Raw genomic sequence first — 20,719 nt, 5'->3', positions numbered from 1 at the left:
CACGCCTGCTCGCAGAGCTCGCCGGGCGGCTCAACCAGCCGCCGGTTGAGCCGGTCCCCACCGCGCGAAGCGCCGGGGACCGTGACGAAACCAACGCGACCATCCCCACAGACTCGCCCAAAGGTTCGCGCGCCTTAGGATCGCGATGTTCGTTCATGGACGAACCAACATCGCGATGTTAAGCCAAAGCGAGCGTCGTCTCGGGACCCGTGGCCAGCACCCTGCACCGTGCGCCAGAGGGTTTGGTCACGCCTGCTCGCAGAGCTCGCCGGGCGGCTCAACCAGCGCCAGGAGGTTTCGTCACGCCTGCTCGCAGAACTCGCCGGGCGGCTCAACCAGCGCAAGGAGGTTTCGACACGCCAGCTCGCAGAACTCACCGGGCGGCTCAACCAGCGCCCAACGGTTCAACCGGCGACGCGGCGCCTACCCGGGTAGCCCGACCTCCACACATACAACGACAGCACCACCACGACGCCACCCAACACGACCGCCCACCACGGGAAGCCCGGCAGGTTCGGCGGGTCAGCCGCCTTCACTACGTCCTCGATCGGCGTCGGGGTGATCCGCTCAGCCGTCACCAGGATCCGATGGCTGTTAATCCCCAGCGGAGTACAGGTGACCAGCGTGACCATGTCACGGTCCGGGTCAGCCAGGATCGCCTTCGTCTGGTCCGGCTCAATCACCTGCGTCTCGAAGACCCGATACGTCAGCACCTGGTCGAGCACCGAAACGGTGAACGTGTCGCCGACCTTCGCCTTATCCAGATCGTTGAACAGAGTCGCCTCCGGCAGGCCCCGGTGAGCGGTCAGCACCGAACGTGTCCCGACGCCGCCGACCGGCAGCGACGTGCCCTCCAAGTGACCCACACCGCGCGCCAGGGTCTCGTCCGCAGTGCCGTGGTAGATGGGCAGGTCGATGTTTAGTGCGTCGTAGCGCAGGCGACCCATGAAACCACCGTCGGTCACCGACAAGATGTCCTCGTAGACGAAGGATTCGTCGCTCGACCTGCCGTCACCGGTGGCGACGCTCTCGTTCGCCCGGAACACCGCCCCGGACGCCAGCGCCTCGTTGTAGGCGTGGGCACGCTCAAGCAGCTGGGCGCGCTTCAACTCATCGTTGTTCGGCGGCTGCGCCATCGATTCCATCGCCACCTCCGTGACGCGTGACTGTTCCTTCTGCGAAAACCAGGAGGCCGCGTACGGGTAGAGGAAGACGCAGGTGCCGGCCAGGATCACCAGCGCCGCGATCGCGGACACCCAGGGGAACCGCCAACGACACCGCGGGGCGGCACTGGGCACGGGTTCTTCGGTGAGGGTGCTCACTGGGAATCGGTTCCTTCCGTCTGCTGGACATGGTACTGGGGGCGGCGCCATGGGCGCCGCCGCCAGTGGGTGATCCGACCTACCGGATCAGGTGCCTAACGGATCAGGCAGCGGTGCGACGACGACGCGACACGATGATCGCGGCAGCGCCTGCACCGACGAGGAGCAGACCACCGACGGTCATTGCGAGCGTGCCCTCGGCACCGGTCAGAGGGAGGTCAGGGCCGTCCTTCTTCTGGTTGACGACCGTGATCTCGTTGACGCTCTCGACACCCGGAACGATGGTCACGAGCTGGCCGGCGGTGCTGGCGGTGTGGCCTGCAGGGGCGACGGTCTCGTAGACGCAGTAGTTCTTGCTCGGGTTGGCGATCGGGCCGTCAGGGCTGTTGGCGACCCACAGGCCGAGCGGGCTGCTAGGCGTGACGCCCGCCCAGATGACAACGCCATCCTCATCCGAGGTGCCGGTCGCGATAGAACCGGTGGCAGGAGCGGTGGCTTCACAAGTGCCGGCTGCGTTCGGCAGGAACACCTGGAACTGGGCGCCCTCAAGGGCCTTCACCGGGGTGGAGTCGTCGCTCTTCAGGATGGAGAGCTGGCCCCAGTAGGTGTGGGGAATCTTCTCGCCGGGAACGCTGGCGCCGTTGAACTCGCTGCCGTAGGTGTTGTTGGGAATGTCGCCGTTTTCGAACTCGCCGTCGACGCGGGTGACCAGCGACACGGAGATGATGCCGCCGTGGTTCGCGTCCAGGATGGCGCGCCCCTCCTCGGTGAAGGTCCAGACGACGTTGCCGGAAACGTTGTAGTCGGTGCCCTCGACGAGTTCGGTGCCGCCGACGCTCAGCGTCGAGGAGACGTAGGTGAGGCGCGAATCGAGCGTGTCGTAGATGGACGCGGTGTCGAATGTGTCGTTGTTGTTGAGCGTCGGGATCGGGACACTGATGGGCCAGGTCACGTTGCTACCGACAACCAGACCGGAAGGCTGGCCTTCGATGGTCTTGGTCGGGCCTTCCATGAGCTGGTTCTTCGGGTCGGCAACCACATTGTAGTTCCAGCCGTCCCCCTCCTCACCATTCGAGGTCGGGATGGAGACGTAGAAGTTCGGGACCGCGGAAACGATCGGGTTGTCACCCGGGTCGGTCTCCTGGACGAAGTAGATGCCCACGTTTAGGTCGAAGACCACCTGGCCGTCGACGGTGACGTCATCCTGCGCGACCGTGGTCAGGCAGAACGGTGCAGCCGGGGTCGCAGGTGCGGAAGCGAACAGCGTGTCGAGTCCGGTCCACTGCGCGGCATCTGTGAGGTCGATCGCCGTGCAGACCCCACCGACATCGCGCCCTACCTGGGTGACGGTGAACTCGACGCCGTCGAGCAGGTCCTCCGGGTTTGGCGTGGCGGTGTGGCTACCCGCGTACTTGTTGATGGTGAGTGTGCCCTGGGTGGGCGCTTCCGGCTGATCCGGGCCGACATTGCTTACGTCGGCCGAGGCGGTCTGCGTCATCGCGAGGGTTCCGGCCAGGCCGAGGGCGACTGCCCCGACCCCGGCCGCGAAGCGCCGAAGCGCTGTGTTCTTACCCATTTCTGGTGGTTCCTTTCTTACCCTTGCCCCCTGTGCGGCAATGCGGGTTCCAACTGTTTGAGTGTTGTTGTTTCGTGGTGCCCCGGCGGTTGCCGGGGCCATGGACGTTGGCTGGTGGTGACTCATCTCGCGTTGCCTCAGGCGACCTCCCTGCGGCGGTTGCGGATCCGTGTGGCGCCGACGGCCCCCAGGCCGAGCACCAGGACGGAGAGGCCCGCGATGAAGAAGGCGTCGCGTCCGATCCCGCCGGTCAACGGCAGAACGGGGCCGTCGATCCGGGGATTCACGATCTTTCCGAGTGAAGGCTCTAGCGAGCCGCTATCGATGACGAAGTCCAGCGGATCTTCGATCGGGTAGTGACCGGCTGGGGCCTTGGTTTCCACGAGCTGGTAGCTGCCCCAGGCGAGGCCTGTGACCTTGAAGTAGCCGGCTCGGTGGTCGGTATCGGTGGCCGTGGCGCAGCCCGCGGCGTCGTCGGCCACACAGTCGGTGACAGGCACTTCGGTGGTGGCCGGGTCGGGGCCGACGATCTTCCACTCCGATCCCTCAAGGTGAGCCGCCAAGAGCGCGTCGTCGACCTTTTCCCACGTCACGGCGCCCGGGACCGGCTTGGTCTTGTTGGTCACCGTAATGAGGTTCACAGTGGCCTCGTTGGTCGCCGCCACGCCGTTCTCCGGCGTTACCACTGGGTCGCCGTCCCAGACGTGCGAACCGTCGGTGACCGGGTTGGCTGCACGGTCGGTCTCGGTCGCGGTGCAGTTCGCTCCGAGCGGGATCTGGGCGGCGTCGGTCGACGTCCAGGTGGCTCCCGGCGCGACCGGGCCCCAGGTGCCCGTCTTGGTTTCAACGTTTGGCGCGGTGCCGAGCGTGCAGGTCCAGTTACCGCCAAACTTCATGCCTTCTGCGACGACGCTGCCCTCCGGAACGACCTTGGTCACCGAGAAGTTCCCGTAGACGCGCTTAGCCTTGTTGGTCACCGTGACGGTGCCGGTCTGGTTGGCGACGATCGTGACGGGGTCGCTCACCGAGTAGGTGTCCCATTCGTACGAGGAGTTCGGTAGCCCGGTGCTGCCCGTCGGCTGGTTCTCCGTCGCGGAGCAGCTTGCTCCGGCGGGGATCTGGTTCGCCGCAGGCGTCCCGACGGCGGGGGTCAGCGTGGCCGGCCCTTCGCCATCGCGGGTCCAGGTGCCCGAGGCGACCACGGTGCTGCTGCCAGCCGGAAGGACGCAAGAGTACGCGCCGGTGAACTCGATATTGCCGGATCCGCTCGGGACCGAGGAGTCGAACGCCTTGGTGATCGCCAGAGCGCCGGGGATCGGCTTGTTCACGTAGCTGCAGTTGACCTGATCGCCCGGCTTGACGCCGGTCAACGCGGTCGCGTTCGGCCCCGTCAGTTCGGTGGTCGCCGTCGAGCCGTCCAGCCCGGTGACGACGCACTGCCCGCTGAGGAACTGGTAGCCGGGCTTGCTGGTAACGGTCTCTGAGACCGTCACCGTCGCACGGTGAGCATACGCCCCGAAGGTGACCTTCCAATCGGCGTTGCCAGCGACATTTGTCGTCTGGGTCGCCGCGGTCGGAGCCTGGGTAGCCGTGCCGGTGGTAGCCGTCGTGGTGGCTCCCACCGTCCAGCCGGAGTCAGGCTGCGGGTTCAACCCGAGCGCGTCAGTTACCTGCTTGTTGATCGTCACGTTCGCGACCAACGGCGAGTTCCGGAACACGCACCGAACGGCATCACCTGTCGTCGGGATCGTGATGGAGCCCGAGGCTCCGTTGACCTGCTGGAGGTTCTCCACGGTGCCGTCCGTGTAGGTGACGGTGCACTGGTAGGCCGATGCGTAGTTGTTCAGGTTGGCGCCGTTCGCCCCAGACTCTGCGAAGTTCAAAGCGACGTTACGGACGGTCGGCAGTGGGCCGACGCGTTCCCCCTGAACGCCGATAGCGGTACCGGTGGTGGTCGCCTCGCCGAGCAGGGTGCTGCCCTGGTTGAGCGTTAGGTGGAACTGGTCGTTCGTGTTCACCCGACCGCCGATGATTTCCTTCTCGATGGTGATCGTGGGCGGTGAACCGCACGACGCGAGGTCGGTGCTGTTGACAAGACCAGAGGTGACGGTCGATTGGCCGGACCAACCGGGCATGTTGTAGCTCTGCAGGGTCCCGCCGCTCCCAAGGAAGCCCTTGCCGCTGGAATCGAACGCGACACCATTGACGTTACTCGTGGTGCCACTCACGGCCGTTGAGGGCGCGGAGGTGATCAGGCCACCGTTGGCGGCGGCGAGGTTGGCCGCCGTGACGCTGTAGATCGTTGTAGTGCTTCCCGCGCCGCGGATGACGAACAGGTTGCCTTGGGCATCGAAGGCGATGTCACCGTTGGCAACGCCGTCACCAGTGGCGCTGATGTAGCCCTTGTACACCGAGGCGTTCGTGGCGGGGTTGTACTCCCAGAGCCGGAAGACGCGGTTGGCACCGTCGCCGCTGTAGCCGCCGAGGAAGTACCTGCCGGTGTCCAGGTTCACAGCACCCGCAACGAACGTCACCGAACGGCTCGGGTTTCCTGTGTTCGAGTCCACGTTGTGGTTGGTGTCCGTCCAGGTACCAGTCGTGACGTCGTACTTGTAGATCGAGACTTTGGAGTCCGAGTTTTCGGTGCCACTGCGCGCGTATGCGAACACAGGCTGGCCGCCGTACCCGATCCCCAGACCGTTGAAGGTACCACCAGTGGACGGCACGCTTCCCATGTCTGTCACGGTGCGGTTGGGTGCGATCTGCTTCATCTGACCGCTGCTCTGAACACTGTAGATGTAGCCGGCGGTGCACATGGGTGCCGTCGCGATCTTCTCGACCGCAAAGGAGCCGAAGTTGTGGGTGTTGGTCCCGTTGCCGTTGTTCCAGGTGCCGGCGTTGCTGTTCGCAGTGTTGATTGTCTTGGTGTTCTTGCCGGTGACCGCCCACTTGTACCCGGCCGGTGCGGTGACCTGGCTGACGCGGTAGTTACTTCCAGCCGCGATCCGGTTGTTACCGTTGGGGTTTGTGCCGCGGTGCTCGAGCAACCATTCACCGCCGTCCGCATCACGGTCGAGGGAGTCGCCGTCGTTGTTCGTGGAACACGTGCCATCGCAGTCATTGATCGCGCTGGCATTGTTGCCCGTGTTCCAGCTCCACGAGGATGGCCGAGATGATGACTGCACCCGCGCCTCGAACTGGAAGGTCGCCCCGGAAACCAGGTTCCCATCCGTGTCCCGGACATCCCAGTACACGTACGGAGCGGTTCCGCCATCCGGGCCGACCGCCATCGGCATGACCGCGCCAGCCTCTGCTTTCGCATCCCCGGCGAGCCACTGATCGGCCGTCGCGACCGGCGCCTCCACCGTCGCCTCGTCCTCGGTCGACTCCGCTGGAAGCTTCACCTCCGGCTCCGCAGACGGCGCCGCGCTGGCGCTCTCCCGCGCCTCGGGTGTTACCTCGACTACCGGCGTTTCTTCGACGGCGGGAGCTTCCTCGACGACCGGAGTCTCTTCCAGGCCCGGCGTGGCCTCGTCGTTGAACAGCTCTGCGATCTCTGACAACGGTGACGGCGTCGTGGTGACCAGCGACGCCTCATCGGCTGCGGTCGGAGTTGGTGTTGGTGTCTCAGCGAAGGCCACACTGCCCATACCCAGCGCGAGGGCCATCACCCCCACGCCGCTGACGGTACGCGTCACGAGACGTCGAAAACTACTTCTGTACATGCATATCCCCCAAATTTGCACTACAAACATGTGTCTATCCGGCACTTAGCCCAAACGGTGGGCCTTCGACTACCGGCAAACTCCACTGAACGGCGGAGCTGACCTGTATTCGATTGTGTATTTCAGACAAATGTGTCGGGATAGGCGAAACCCCTCCGCCAAACCCTTGAGGCCGACCGTAGCCGAGCCCTTCGACCCCGCGCAACCCCGATTCCATCTTTTTGTGATATTGCTCCCGAACCCGCCCCGATGTGGTACAAGTGTCCCACTTCGTCGTCCGAGAGGCCTCCGCAGGGCCCTACCAGTGGCGCCGCTCGACCAGCGTGAGGCCCGCGGAATCACCGAACGGCGACGACCAACGAAGCGCCCGCAGCAGGCCAGCGCCCTCCGGGGTGCCGACGTAGACCGACCGTCCGGGGCCGACGTGGCGCCGCCACGCCTCCGCGAAACCGTCGGCCAGTTTCCGCGACGATCCGAACAGCGCAGGCACCTGGTGCCACACCCGGCGATCCGGGCGCGGCGGTCCGAGCGCGTCGCGCCAGCGGGGCGCGACGCCGTCCCAGGCGGGCCGGTCGATCAGGTACCGCGGCTGCTCGATCTGGCCGAGCACCTCGGAGAGCGCCGTGGTGAACAACCCGGTCACCTCCTCCTCCAGGGTCGCACCTGACCGAGGTTCCAACCGGACCCTGGTCCCGCCGTCCGCAGCGACCTCCACGACCACCGCCTCCGCACCCACCGGCGAGAACCCGGCCTCTTGTAGGGCCTCGGCGACGGCCCGCGCGTAGTCGGAGATCGACGGCTCCAGCAGCACTGCCTGCCGGTTCCGGGCGGCGGCGGAGCGCAACTCCACCCCCCCGAGCGTGGCCAGGATGAGTAGCAGCGCCAGCACCGGAAGCGACCCGAGGAGCCCGAGGCACCCCGCCAACCCGGCCACGGCCATCACCGCGGCAGGCAGCGCGAGCGGCCTGAGCCGCGTCGTCCTCGACGGCGGTTCGGGGCGTGCGATGATCGGGGCTGGGGCGCGGTCGCCGCGTACCCGCAGCGTCGCGACCGGATGCTCCCGCAGGGGGTCGACGGCATCCCAAGCCGCGCGGATCGCCTCGGCCCCGGAGGCCCGCGCAAGCGCCCGGGCATTGAGTTCCCCCAGTTCGGACGGCGGCCGGTCCGGGCTCAGCCGCGAATCCAGGTGTGCGACGCCGTCGACGACGTCACCCTCCTCATCGACGGCGAACCAGCCGTCGTGCTTGCGCACCAGGCGGCGGTAGTCGGCATCGCCCTGGGGTCGCCCGGGCGCGACACAGGTCACGGTCCAGTTGACGGCCACCTTGCCTGGGCGCCGAGGATCGGTGCGCAGCGACCGGCCGCGGGTCTGCACGATCGCCGTCGACGTCGTTGCGGTGGTGAGGTCCACGACGCCGGTGACGGAAGTGGCGTCCCAGCCCTCGCCGAGCAGTCCCCGGGTGCCGACGAGGCAGCGGGTCCAGCCGCGGTTCAAGGCGTCGGTGGCGGCCCGCAGCCACCTGGGCGCGGCACCTCCCTCCAGCACCACGACCCCCTCGGTCGCCTCGATGGGCTCGTCGGGGAGCAGTTGACGCAGCACGGCCGCGTCGGCGCCGATGCTTGAACCGGTCACCGCGATGGGGCGGACGCGTCGGACCCGCTCGTCGGCGACCAGCGTCTCCAATACCCACCGTGCCGACCCCGACTGCGGCTCCAGCACGCCGTCGAGGTCGGCGGGCAAGGTCGTTGCCGTCGCGTGGTCGGTGAGCACCAGCAGCCGGGCATCCGGGTCGTCGGTGACGCTGGCCGCGACGATCTCCGCGGCCGCCGCGGCCTTGGACGCGCTTCGGCTGAGAACCCGGTCGACCAGCGGCTGACCAGGCCGGATGCCATACCTGGTCATTCGATGTCCGACGCCTGGCAGCAGTGCCGCGACGCGTCGCCCGAACGCGCGATCGGTGGGGCCGCCGTCGGCCAGGGACCGGAGCCAGCCGTCGGCCACCAGCAGCCAGTCGGCGAGGGCGACGTCCCTGCGGTGTCTCTCGGCGACGTGGGCGCCGTCGGGCAGGTCGAGGTGCCCGGCGAGCGCGAGCCGGACGACGGCGTCGGCGACCTCGGGGGTCAGGTCGCGCCAGGAGCTCAGCGCGACCCAGGTCAGCAGCGGCAGGTCGACGGCGTCGACCCGGGTCAGCTCAGCGACCAGTTCCGAGGCCCGCACGGCGCGGGCCGCGAGCCATTCCTCCTCGCGGGCCGACGGCATCGAGAACCAGGCCAGCTCGGCGAACGGGGCGAGGTCACCCTCTGCGACCAGCGCGGGAATGCCCGCCTGGTAGGTGATCGACCCGAACAACCGCCCGACCCGTTCCGCCTGCGTCGCGGTGAGCAGTTCCGGGGGTGTCGCCGTCAGGGCGATGACGACGGCGTCGGGCAGGTCGGCGATGACCTCGTCGAGCAGGTCGCCCCAAACCTCCATGAGGTGATGGCATTCGTCGAGCACGAGCGTGATCGGCCCGGCGGCATGCAGCCGTTCGACGAGCGCCGCCCCGTTCGGATGCAGCCGCGCCTTGGCGGAGGCATCGTCGGATTCGGGGTCGAACACGGCCAGCGACTGATAGGTGAGGGCGGTGAACCCGGTCGGGAGGTCGCGCTCAGAGGTGGCGGCCTCCCCGGTGGCTCCAACCCATGCGGCACGCCACTGCCCAACGATCGCGATGTTGGGTGCGAACACGACGACGGGTCGCTCGAGCCTCGCCGCGGCACCCACACCGACCATGGTCTTGCCCGCGCCGGGTGGGAGGACGACCCAGTGCCGGTCGTCGGGCGAGGCGGCGATGGCGTCGAGCGCCTCACGCTGGTGCCGTCGCCACTCCACCATATTAGCTCGTCACAGCGGTTTCGACGTGCCGCGGTGGCTCCTTGACGAAGGTGATGACCACAAGCCCAGCCAGGAGCACCAGCACCACGCCGAGGATGCCCCAGTGCTGCGTCTGCGCCTCCGAGCCGCCGAGCACCAGGGCCCCCAGCCCGATGCCGAGGCCGAAAAGGAGCGGCGACAGGAAACTGACGGCGCGACCCGTCGTCGCATACAGCCCGAAGATCTCGCCGCTCATCCCGGCCGGGATCATGCGGGCGAGGAAGCTGCGGCTTGCCGACTGCGCCGGCCCCACGAACAGGCACATCGCGAGCCCAAGCACCCAGAATGCCGACTTTCCGCTGTCGTGGAACACGAAGACGCCTGTGCCGAGGAGCACGAGCGAAGCCAGCGAGATCAGGATGACGGTCTTGGGCCCGAGTTTGTCGTCGAGGAGCCCGAACGCCATGGTCGACAGGCCGGCGACGACGTTGGCGGCGACCCCGAAGATCACCACCTCACTGAACTCGAAACCGAACGTGCCCGCGGCGAGCACTCCACCGAAGGTGAAGACGCCTGCCAGTCCGTCGCGGAACAGGGCCGAGGCGAGCAGGAAGTAGAGGGTGTTGCGGGAGGTGCGCCAGAGTCCGGCGATCGACTCGAAAAGTCGTCGGTACGAGCCGATGACGCCGAGCGACTCGACGGGGGCGCTCGGCTTGCGGTCCTTGAGCGCCAGGAAGATCGGGATGGTGAACAGCACCGTCCACGCCCCACACATCAGCATCGCGAAACGGACGTCTTCGGCGGAGAAGTCGGAGCCGAGGACGACGATGATCAGCAGCAGGATGGTGATGCCGCCAAGGTAGCCGAGACCCCAGCCGAGCCCGCTGACCCGGCCGACGTTGCGGGACGTCGACACCTGGTCGATCGCGGCGTAGTAGTTGACGTTGGCGATCTCGGCGACGACGTTGCCGCCGACCAGCAGGACCGCGCCGAGCCAGAAGTAGCCAGGTTCGGGGGCGACGAAATACATGGCGGCTGAGACGACTGCAAGCAGCCACGTCTGCCGGCGGAGGTGAAACATCCGCCGTCCGCGCCGGTCGGAGCCCTGCCCGAGCACTGGGGCGAGAAGGGCGATGAAGACTCCCCCGGCGGCGGTTGCCCAGGCGAGTTGCTGGGTGAGCGTGTCCTTGTCGCCGAACGCGCTGCTCACCAGGTAGACGGAGAAGACGAAGGTGGTGATGACGCTGGCGAATGGCTGGGTACCCCAGTCCCACATGGCCCAGGCGAGAACCTTGCGGGTCGGGGCTGCGGATGAGGCGAGGGCGGATTCCGGCATGGCCGTCTCGGGCGTGCTGCTCACGGGCCAAACCTACAAGGTGGGGATGAGGTTGCCGTGTTGCATCCAGAACCGGTGGGCATGGGGTGGGGGCGTCATGGGGGCTCCAGAACCGTTGGGCGTCGGATGGGGGCGCCGTGGGTGCTCCAGAACCGTTGGGCGTCGGATGGGCCGTGGCTCCAAAACCGTTTGGCGTAGTTCGGCGTCGGGTGGGGGTGCGAGGGTGCCTGGGGGGCGGTTCTCGACGCCGAGCGGAGGAAAATCGACCACTGGCCGATCCTCGACGCAGGACGAAGGAGAATCGACCACTGGCCGATTCTCGACGCAGGACGAAGGAAAATCGACCACTGGCCGATCCTCGACGCAGGACGAAGGCAAACCGACCACTGGCCGATCCTCGACGATCAACGACGCGCGCCACGGCCCAGTCACTCGTCCATCCCAGTCCAGCTAGACCTGCGACACCAGTGAAAACTCTCGACACCAGCGGTATACAGCAGGTATCCAGACATACCCCTGGTAACCGCCACACAACCCTGGTGACGACGACAAACCCCTGGTAACCTCCAGACAACCCTGGTGACGACGACAAGCCCCCCTGTAACGCCCCCGTCCCACCGACGCCACGTCCAGCAGACGCCGTCCAGCCGACGCCGTCCCGCCGTCACCCTGTGGACGCCGCCGTCGACACCACGTCCCGCCGACTTTGAGCACTATCCAGGACTCGATGCCCACAAAGACCTGTTTTCACGTTCAAACCCCCCACGAACCCCGAATAGTGCTCAACGCCCGACGCGACCACAGCCCCACCGACGTCGGCCGACTCTGACCCTGGCCGCCCGACGCCCCGCCCCGCCACCCCAACGACTTGAGCACTATCCAGGACTCGATGCCCAAAAGGACCGACTTTTACGTTCAAATCCCCAGCGAACCCCGAATAGTGCTCAACGCCCCACTCGACCACAGCCCCTCCCCCACCCCCACACCCCTATACCGGTCCATCCCGACCCGCGTCCAAGCCAGTGAGACAGGGTGAACGCTCGGGGCGACCTTCGCGGAGCGTTGGTATGGTGGGGTCTCGTACAGCCGAGCACAGGCTCACTGGGCGCCCACGGCGGTCGCCCGGCACCAGAGAAAGGCCAATCGTATGACCGAAAGCGGAGTCCTCAAGTACGGGGATGCCGAACTACCGCTGCCGACGGTGGAAGCGACCCAGGGCAACAACGGCCTCGACATCGGGAAGCTTCTCTCCACGACAGGCGTCACCACACTCGACCCCGGCTTCGTCAACACCGCTTCATGCGTCTCCTCGATCACCTTCATCGACGGTGACAAGGGCGTCCTGCAGTACCGCGGCTACCCGATCGAGCAGCTCGCCGAGAAGGCGACCTTCATCGAGGTCGCCTACCTCCTGATCTACGGCGAGTTGCCGTCGAAGCAGCAACTTGACGACTTCAACGGCAAGATCGCGCGCCGCATGATGCTCGACGAGCGGATGCGCGAACTGTTCCGGGCCTTCCCGCGCGGCGCCCACCCGATGCAGGTTCTCGGCGCCGGCGTGACCGCGCTCGGCTCGTTCAACCGCGACACCCTCGACGTACACGACCAGGCGCAGATCGAGGAGGCCAGCCTCCGACTGCTCGGCTCGATGCCGACGCTGGCCGCCTACGCCTACAAGTCCTCGGTCGGCGCCCCGTTCCTGTACCCGCAGACCAAGCTCGGCTACGTCGAGAACTACCTCCGGCTGTCGTTCGGCACGCCTCAGGAGGAGTACGAGATCGACGACGACGTGGTGCGCGCGTTCGAGACGCTGTTCATCCTGCACGCCGATCACGAGCAGAACGCATCCACCTCGACGGTGCGGCTCGTCGGTTCGGCCGACGCCAACATCTACGCGTCGATGAGCTCGGGCGTGCATGCGCTATCGGGTCCCTTGCATGGCGGCGCCAACCAGGCCGTCCTCGAGATGCTCCGCGAGATCTCGAAGGAGGGCCTCAACATCAAGGATTTCGTGGCCCAGGTCAAGGACAAGAAGTCCGGCGTGAAGCTGATGGGCTTCGGGCACCGCGTCTACAAGAACTACGACCCGCGCGCCAAGATCATCAAGGGCCACGCCGACCGGTTGCTGCGCAACTCCGGCACCTCGAACCACCTGCTGGAGATGGCGCTCGAGCTCGAAGAGGCGGCGCTCAACGACGACTACTTCATCTCGCGCAAGCTGTACCCGAACGTCGACTTCTACACGGGCCTGATCTACGAGGCGATGGGCTTCCCGGCGCAGCACTTCACCGCGCTGTTCGCGCTAGGCCGTCTGCCCGGCTGGATCGCCCAGTGGCGTGAACAGCACGCGGAGCCCGGACGCAAGATCGGCCGCCCACGGCAGATCTACATCGGCCCTGGTCAGCGCGACTACGCGCCGATCAACGAGCGCTGAGCCCCCATTTACGGGAGCCCAGAGACCTGAGGTCTCTGGGCTCCCGTCTGTCTATCCGCGCAATACGTCCGACGAGTTTCCCCGAACTTGCAGCGAAGACCGCCGACTCCGGGTTGGCTGTAGGGACAACGAGGAGGTTGTCCATGAAAAAAACTCATCACGATCGGTGCGGTCGCGTCGTTGGTGGTGGGGTTGTCGGCGCTACCGGCCCAGGTAGCGCAGGCGGCACCACCCCAGGTCCTTCCCACCCCCCAATCGATCGTCGCTGAGGGTGCCCCTGTCCAGCTTGCAGGGCCCGTCACCGTCGTCGCGGACACCGATGTGGACGCACCAACCAAGCGGGAACTGACCCAGGTGCTCGCCGCCGCCGGCGCAACCGTCACCTGGTCGACGACCACCCCCGCGTCGGGCACCGTCATCGTCGCTTCGGTCACCGACGCCGAAACCCAGGCCCTGGCTGCCCAGCTCGGGGTCGAGCCAGCCACCGACCTGAACGAAGAGGGCTACGTGGTGGCCAACGGTGTCGTCTCGGGTCGACCGACGGTGCTGCTCGAAGGCAAAACTGACCGCGGGCTCTTCTACTCCGTCGACACGTTCGGGCAGCTGATCCAGGGCTCGACGATGGCCGCCGCGAAGGTGCGCGACTGGCCGCTGATGTCGATCCGCGGCTCGATCGAAGGCTTCTACGGAGTCCCGTGGTCTCACCAGGCCAGGCTCGACCAGCTCGACTTCTACGGCGCGCACAAGATGAACACCTACATCTACACGCCCAAGGACGACCCGTACCTGCGATACCAGTGGCGCGACCTCTACCCCGCCGAGGAGCTGGAACAGCTGAAGGACCTCGTCGACGAGGCCAACGCCAACCACGTCGAGTTCGTCTACGCGCTCTCGCCTGGCAACGACATCTGCTACTCGCTGGACGCCGATTACGAGGCGACCGAGGCGAAGTTCGAGCAGCTCCGCCAGATCGGGGTGAGCAGCTTCTACGTGGCCCTCGACGACATCGAGCCTTACCTGACGTGCGCGCAGGACCTCGAAAGGTTCACGCTCCCAGGCTTCCGCAAGCTCGCCGAGGGCCAGGCCTACTACCTAAACCGCATCGTCGACGGCTTCATCAACCCGCACGACCTCCGGCCTCTGCAGACGGTGCCGACCAACTACGCCGGCTCCGGACCCGACGCCTACAAGGAGCAGTTCGGCACCAGCACCGACGACTCGATCCTGATCCAGTGGACGGGCGAGGGCGTCTTCTCCGACCAGATCACCATGGCGTCGGTGGCGGCCGCGAAGGTCTCGTACAACACCGACAACCTCTACATCTGGGACAACTTCCCCGTCAACGACGGGCAGCCCGACCGGCTGTTCCTCAACCCGCTGACGGGGCGCGACGCCGACCTGTACCAGCTCATCGCCGGGTTCACGTCGAACCCGATGGTGCAGTCCTACGCGTCGATGATCGCGCTGGCGGGCTACGCCGATTACACCTGGAACGGCCCGGCCTACCAGCCCGAAGCCTCTCTGGTGCGCATCCTCGATGAACTGGCGGGCGACGACCCCGTCGTCCGTGAGGCCCTCGACGTGTTCGTCGACCTGAACCAGGATTGGCGCCCCTACCGGCCGACCTCTGAGCAGGCCCCCGAACTGGGCGCGGACATCGCCGCGTTCTGGGCCGCGTACGAAAGCGGCGACGAAGCGGGCGCCCAGGCGCTCCGAGACCGGCTCGCCATCATCGTCGACCTTCCCGATACCTTGGAATCCATGGCCGTGGAGGGGTTCTACGACGACACCCTCCCGTGGCTGGAGGCGGCTTCTGAATGGGCGGGGGCGCTCGAGAATGCAATCACGGCGCTCGAAAAGGTCGATGGTGACCGCCCTGCAGCGGCTGCTGCGGCCCTCGAATCGCGCGACCTGCGCACCGCGGCGACCACGAACAAACGGATCTCCGGGCTTGAGAACCCGACCGGGAACCCGGTCAAGTATGTGCCCAAGGTCGGCGACGGCCGCTTCGACTCCTTCCTGACCCGCGCCTACTCGACCTACCTCGAAGAGCTAGGTGCTGAGGCCATCACCTCCGTGCCGCTGCCTGCGACCGGTTCCAGGAGCGATCGGCTCGGGCAGTGGCAGACCAACTCCATCGACCGCATCGTCGACGGGGATCTGTCCACACTCTGGTGGTCCAACACCGCGCCCCAGGCAGGCGACTACGTTGCCGTCGACCTCGGGTCGGTGCAACCCATCGGAGGAGTCGCCGTCCACCAGTCCGACGGTGACGAGATCCGTGCCGACATGTTCTACCGCGCCGAACTCGAGTACTCGTCCGACGGTCAGGCGTGGACCTCGCTGGGCCAGTTCGACGACTCGCCGCTGATCACGGCGGGAGCCCCCGAGGGTGCGCAGGCCCGCTACGTCCGGCTGCGCGCCACGGCGTCGAACCCCGGCGGTCAGTGGGTCAAGATTCGGGAGTTCCGGGTGTTCGGCCCGGATGCCCAGGTCGCGACCACCGTCGACGGCGCGAGCGTCGCATCCGCGTTCGACGCAGCGTTGCTGACCGACCTGACCGGCACGGCAGTTGCCGGAGACACGGTGACCCGCACGTTGGCGGAGCCTCAGACCGACGCCACGATCCGGCTGCTCGGCACGGCCGTCGGCGAGGTCCAGGCCAAGGTCGACGGTGATTGGGTCAAGGTCGGCGACGCCTCCGGGCAGTGGTTCGAGGGGCACGTCCGGGGTGCGGTGACCGCGGCCCGTGTCGTCCTTTCGCCAGGCGAGGTGGCGTTGACCGAGTTCATCGTGGTGCCGTTCGTCGGTCCTGAGCCGACGCCGACGCCAACCCCGACGGCAACGCCGACGCCTACCCCGACGCCGACGCCTACCCCGACGCCGACGCCCACCCCGACGCCGCCCGGGTTCACTCCGTCGGCCCCGTACACGCTGCCTGGGCTGCATACCATCGACGGAAGGCAGTGGAGCACCACCTGTCAGTCGTACTCGCAGACCACGAGGTGCCGTGCCGACATCTGGGCCAGCGTCGTGATCCGCACGTCGAGCGGATTCCAGGTGAGGAAGGGTTGGGCGTTCAACAACCTGACCTACCTGCCCTACATGACCAGGGCGCAGTGGGCGAACAACCCGCTGGGCCACACGGGGGCCTGGACCGCCTCGGACGGTCGCAACTGGTACACCGAGTGCGACACGGCTAAGACCGGTCGCGGCGGTTGCCGTTCGTACACGTGGACGACCGTCTTCGCGGCCACGGCGAAGCCTGGCGGCGGATACACGTTCTCGCAATCGAACAAGTGGGTATTCAACAACATCGTGATGTTCAGGAACGGCTGAACCATCACTTGACGGCCGGGCGCCGTGAACCTTTCGGGGTCCACGGCGCCTCGTGTGTCTGGGGCCGGTTGAAGCTGGATCGGCAGCCAACGCGTCGGCAGGTTCGGCCAAGCAGACGGCTAGAGTTACCCGGGGAGGAATTTCAGATGCGGAGCATAATCAGGATTCTCGGCACCGCCAGGCAGCTGTGGCGGTTCTATCTCGGGATCATCGTCGGGGCCGTCGCCATCGCGGCAACCGCGCTGCTGATCCCGTTCGTCATCGCCCGCGCGACCGACGTCGTCGTCAGCATCGTCGGGGGAAACGGAGGGTCGATCTCGACGCTGGTCTGGCTGGCGGCGGCCCTTCTTGGGCTCTCGTTGGCCAACTCGGTGATGACGAACGCCACCGGCTACCTGGGGGACCAGATGGCCGTCCGGCTACGGGCGATCCTGTCGCGGCGCTACTTCGACAAGCTGCTTCGGCTGCCTCAGCGGTACTACGACAACGAACTCACCGGCACGATCATCTCCCGCCTGAACCGGTCGATCACCTCGATCACCGACTTCCTCCAGATGTTCTCCAACAGCTTCTTCCCCATGCTGATCACCGTCTTCGCCATCCTGGTGATCTCGCTGGTCTACTCGCCATGGCTGGCGGTGCTCCTGATCGTCATCTACCCGACGTTTGTGTGGTTGACGGCGCTCACGTCGAAGAAGTGGCTGGTGTGGGAGCACGCCAAGAACGACCACTACGACATCGCGGGCGGCAGGTTCGCCGAGGTCGTAGGCCAGATGCGCGTCGTGAAGTCGTTCGTCACCGAACGTGGCGAGCTGGCCCGGTTCAGCGGCCACTTCGACGACGCCGTCGGGCTCACCGTCAAGCAGTCCGGGTACTGGCACCGGATGGACACGCTGCGGCGCGCCGTCCTGGACGTCGTCTTCTTCGCGATCTACGCGATCCTCTTCGTGCAGACGGCGCAGGGGGCCTTCACCGTCGGGGTGATGGTGCTGATGATCCAGCTGGTGAACATGGCCAAACAGCCGGTCACGGGCATGAGCTACCTGGTCGATACCACGCAACGCGCGATCGCGGGCAGCGACGAGTTCTTCAAGGTGATGGCCGAGCTGGACGAACCGAACAACCCGCTCTACCTGGCCGAATCGGGGGCCGAGCAGCCCACCGTCGAGTGGTGCGACGACAATCCCGTCATCTCGTTCGACGGCGTCAGCTTCGGCTATGGCGACACAACCGAACTCGTCCTGAAGGACATCAGCCTCGCGATCGACAAGGGCGAACGCGTGGCCTTCGTCGGCGAGTCCGGGGGCGGCAAGACGACGTTGGTGAACCTGCTGATGAAGCTGTATCCGGCCACGGCGGGCACCGTCGAGGTACACGGCCAGTCGGTGCGGGACGTGCCGTCGGAATTGCTGCGCCGCGAGGTCGGCGTCGTGTTCCAGGACGCCAGCCTGTTCAGCGGCACCATCCGCGAGAACATCGCCTACGGGATCAAGTCGGTCACCGACGAACAGCTCGAGACGGCGGCGCGGCGCGCCAACGCCCTCGGGTTCATCAAACGGCTGAAGGACGGGTTCGACACCGAGATCGGGGAGCGCGGCATCAAGCTCTCGGGTGGGCAGAAACAGCGGCTGTCCGTGGCGCGCGCGCTACTGAAGGATGCGCCGATCCTGATCCTCGACGAGGCCACCAGTTCCCTCGACACCAAGGCCGAGCGGGCGGTGCAGGCAGGGCTCGACGAGTTGATGGAGGGCCGCACGACGATCATCATCGCGCACCGGTTGTCGACCATCTCGACGGTCGACCGGATCGTGACGCTGCGCGAAGGTCGGGTCGACGAGGTGGGCACCCCCGAGGAGTTGGCCACCACTGGAGGGATCTACGCCGAGTTGTTGGCGCTGCAGGGCTCAAGCAGCAGGGCTGACAAGGCGAAGCTCGCCCGCTACGACATCGTCCGCTAAGCACCGCGTCGGAGTCGGGCGCTCAACTGTCGTAATCCAATTCCATCAGCTCCGCGAAGGCGGCTCGCTCACGTTCGCGGCGCGCCCGCAGCGCCGAGTAGACATCAACCGCCTTGAGTCGCGTGTGCGATCCCACCTTGTGGGACGGGATTTCCCCCTTGTCGATCAGCTTCATCAGTGTCGGGCGCGAGATCCCCAGTATCCCGGCAGCGGTCGTCGTCGTCAGGACGGCAGGCATGCTTCCAACCGTGACCGTTCCACCACGCGCCAAGACGTCGAGTACATGTTGAAGGAGTCGCCCGATCTCTTCGGGCACCTCTGAAACCTCATGGTTTCGGGATACGGCCAGGCTCCCGTCTGGACATGACAGCTCAGCGAGCACCTGAGCAGCCAACTCAACCTCCCGGTCGTTGGCCATGACTCGTCCGCGCGATGTATCCAGCTTCATCAGGGTCATCTCCTTACCGATGCAAGCGTAATTCGAATCACATATAACCGCAACCACGGTTGCGGCCTCATCCACGGATAGGCTGTGGTGCTGCCCGGACGGCGCGACCCGCAGGAAGATCACTCGATGACCAACATCTCGCTCACCGCTGACGAGGCACTTGTGCTGCTCCACTGGCTGCACATGCACGATGAGGCAGAAGACCTGCCCCACGACGATGCCGAGCAGCGCGTCCTCTGGAACTTGGAGGCGGCGCTCGAGTCGGTCGTGGCCGACGCATTCCTGCCCGACTACACGCAGCGGCTGGCCGACGCGAAGGCCAGGGTCGTCGGGTAGCGCAGGCTGTCGGCCCCCGCCCCCGTTATCCCCGACAGTGCACAATGGTTCGCATGGCGACCATTGACATCGGCTTCCTCACCATCGCGATCCTCGTGGCCGTCGTGTTGTTCGCGGTTGGCGCGGTCGCCAACCGGTTCTTCCACGACCGCATCTTCGTCGGCCTCACCCCTGGTCTGATGCCTCCGCTCGGGCAGAGCGCGCCGGTGGCGAAGGTGCAGCCCGGCAGGGAGTATTCCGGTGAGGTCGCCGTCGCGTTCTCCCCGCCCCGGGGGCTGAGGCCGGGCCTGGTCGGCACGATCGTGGACGGCGAGGCCGAGATGCGAGACATCACCGCCACCGTCGTCGACCTGGCCGTCCGTGGCTGGGTGCAAATCGAGGCCGTCGACGTCGACGCGTCGCGGCAGAACGACCCGAAGAAGAAGTCGAGGGACTGGTTGGTCACGGCGGTCGAGCCGCGCCCGGCGGACGACCGGCTCGATCCGTTCGAGGATCAGCTGCTTGGGTCGCTGTTCTCCATCGGGGAACCATCCGAGGGCGTTCTGATGAGCGACTGGACGCGGTTCCGGGGTGCCGACCTTCGCGACCTGCAGAACCGGCTGTACGCCCAGACCGTCACGAACGGATGGTACGAGAAGGACCCGCGGTCGACGTCGGCGGGGTGTCTCGGGGTCTTGGGCGTCGTCGCGCTGATCGGCTACTGCCTGCTGATGTTCGCGTCGTCGTTGTCGATCTGGACGGTGCTCTCGGCGGGGATCCTGGTTGCCGGGGCGGTGTTCGCGAGCCGCCGGTTGAAGCGTCGGGTGCCGCGGACCGCGCTCGGGACTGCGGCGATGGTCCAGTCGCTCGGGTTCAAGAAGTACCTGGCGACGGCCGAGGCCGACCAGTTCAGCTTTGAGGAGGCGGCCGGCATCTTCAGTCGCTACCTGCCGTACGCGCTGGTGTTCGGGGTGGCCGACCATTGGGCGAAGGTGTTCGGCGAGGTCGCGCAGGCGAGCGAGTTGAGCGGTGGCCCGGACATCCTCGACTCGCTCATCTGGATGGACCTTACGAGCGACATCGGTTTCAACCTGGCGATGTTCGCCGACGGCGGTTTTGACGGTTTGTTCGACCTGGGTGACGTGGTGGGCGGTTTGGGCGACGTGGCTGAGGGGATCGGTGGGTTCGTCGAGGGCGTCGGGGACTTCATCTCGGACTTCGACTTCGACTTCTGACGGCGGGTTCGGCACGTCGGTCGAGCCGGGTCGGCGCGACGGTCGAGCCGGGCCGGGTGACGGTCGAGGCGGGTCGGTGCGACGGTTGAGCCGGGCCCCGCGCCGGTTGAGCCGGGCCCCGCGCCGGTTGAGCCGGGCCCCGCGCCGGTTGAGCCGGGCCCCGCGCCGGTTGAGCCG

The 20,719-nt window shown here is 66.6% G+C and carries 11 protein-coding genes; 5 read left to right on the top strand and 6 right to left on the bottom strand.

Features of this window, described 5'->3' with window-relative positions; translation table 11 throughout:
- Positions 1 to 404 precede the first annotated feature (404 nt).
- The 5 genes from BUC15_RS15925 to BUC15_RS15905 all read right to left on the bottom strand — a co-directional run bounded on the left by BUC15_RS15925 (position 405) and on the right by BUC15_RS15905 (position 10,837).
- Complete coding sequence (locus BUC15_RS15925; protein ID WP_245788015.1) at positions 405 to 1,322, bottom strand: class C sortase; 918 nt, start codon at positions 1,320 to 1,322, stop codon at positions 405 to 407.
- A gap of 103 nt (positions 1,323 to 1,425) precedes the next feature.
- The gene (locus BUC15_RS15920; protein ID WP_073190152.1) at positions 1,426 to 2,898 is read right to left on the bottom strand and encodes a SpaH/EbpB family LPXTG-anchored major pilin; all 1,473 of its coding nucleotides are present in this window, start codon (positions 2,896 to 2,898) and stop codon (positions 1,426 to 1,428) included.
- Between the two features lie 137 nt (positions 2,899 to 3,035).
- Positions 3,036 to 6,596 carry a DUF5979 domain-containing protein gene (locus BUC15_RS15915; protein ID WP_073190151.1) on the bottom strand — a complete coding sequence of 1,187 codons (3,561 nt, stop codon included), beginning with the start codon at positions 6,594 to 6,596 and terminating at the stop codon, positions 3,036 to 3,038.
- A gap of 325 nt (positions 6,597 to 6,921) precedes the next feature.
- The gene (locus BUC15_RS15910) at positions 6,922 to 9,498 is read right to left on the bottom strand and encodes a DEAD/DEAH box helicase (RefSeq protein ID WP_084189670.1); all 2,577 of its coding nucleotides are present in this window, start codon (positions 9,496 to 9,498) and stop codon (positions 6,922 to 6,924) included.
- Position 9,499: 1 nt separating this feature from the next.
- Complete coding sequence (locus BUC15_RS15905; protein WP_342741742.1) at positions 9,500 to 10,837, bottom strand: MFS transporter; 1,338 nt, start codon at positions 10,835 to 10,837, stop codon at positions 9,500 to 9,502.
- Between the two features lie 1,123 nt (positions 10,838 to 11,960).
- Here BUC15_RS15905 and BUC15_RS15900 point away from each other — a divergent pair.
- From BUC15_RS15900 to BUC15_RS15890, 3 genes are all read left to right on the top strand, one after another.
- Positions 11,961 to 13,247: a citrate synthase gene (locus tag BUC15_RS15900; protein ID WP_073190150.1), complete on the top strand. Its 1,287-nt coding sequence runs from the start codon at positions 11,961 to 11,963 to the stop codon at positions 13,245 to 13,247.
- Between the two features lie 192 nt (positions 13,248 to 13,439).
- Positions 13,440 to 16,586 carry a glycoside hydrolase family 84 protein gene (locus BUC15_RS15895; RefSeq protein ID WP_139280317.1) on the top strand — a complete coding sequence of 1,049 codons (3,147 nt, stop codon included), beginning with the start codon at positions 13,440 to 13,442 and terminating at the stop codon, positions 16,584 to 16,586.
- 146 nt (positions 16,587 to 16,732) lie between these two features.
- The gene (locus tag BUC15_RS15890) at positions 16,733 to 18,544 is read left to right on the top strand and encodes an ABC transporter ATP-binding protein (protein ID WP_073190141.1); all 1,812 of its coding nucleotides are present in this window, start codon (positions 16,733 to 16,735) and stop codon (positions 18,542 to 18,544) included.
- A 22-nt stretch (positions 18,545 to 18,566) separates the two neighbouring features.
- On the opposite strand, the gene BUC15_RS15885 is transcribed toward BUC15_RS15890, so the two are convergent.
- Entirely contained in the window at positions 18,567 to 18,992 is a 426-nt protein-coding gene (locus BUC15_RS15885; RefSeq protein WP_073190138.1) for a helix-turn-helix domain-containing protein, read from the bottom strand.
- 126 nt (positions 18,993 to 19,118) lie between these two features.
- Between BUC15_RS15885 and BUC15_RS15880 the strand changes: the two genes are divergently transcribed.
- Together BUC15_RS15880 and BUC15_RS15875 are read left to right on the top strand one after the other, a co-directional pair.
- Positions 19,119 to 19,328: a hypothetical protein gene (locus BUC15_RS15880; RefSeq protein ID WP_073190135.1), complete on the top strand. Its 210-nt coding sequence runs from the start codon at positions 19,119 to 19,121 to the stop codon at positions 19,326 to 19,328.
- A 53-nt stretch (positions 19,329 to 19,381) separates the two neighbouring features.
- Complete coding sequence (locus BUC15_RS15875; protein ID WP_175558377.1) at positions 19,382 to 20,542, top strand: DUF2207 domain-containing protein; 1,161 nt, start codon at positions 19,382 to 19,384, stop codon at positions 20,540 to 20,542.
- Positions 20,543 to 20,719: the final 177 nt, after the last annotated feature.

The organism is Tessaracoccus bendigoensis DSM 12906 (genome assembly GCF_900141915.1).
In the GTDB taxonomy this organism is placed as follows: domain Bacteria; phylum Actinomycetota; class Actinomycetes; order Propionibacteriales; family Propionibacteriaceae; genus Arachnia; species Arachnia bendigoensis.
The sequence above is the reverse complement of the archived record's forward strand: the minus strand, read 5'-3'. Positions and strand labels throughout refer to the sequence as shown.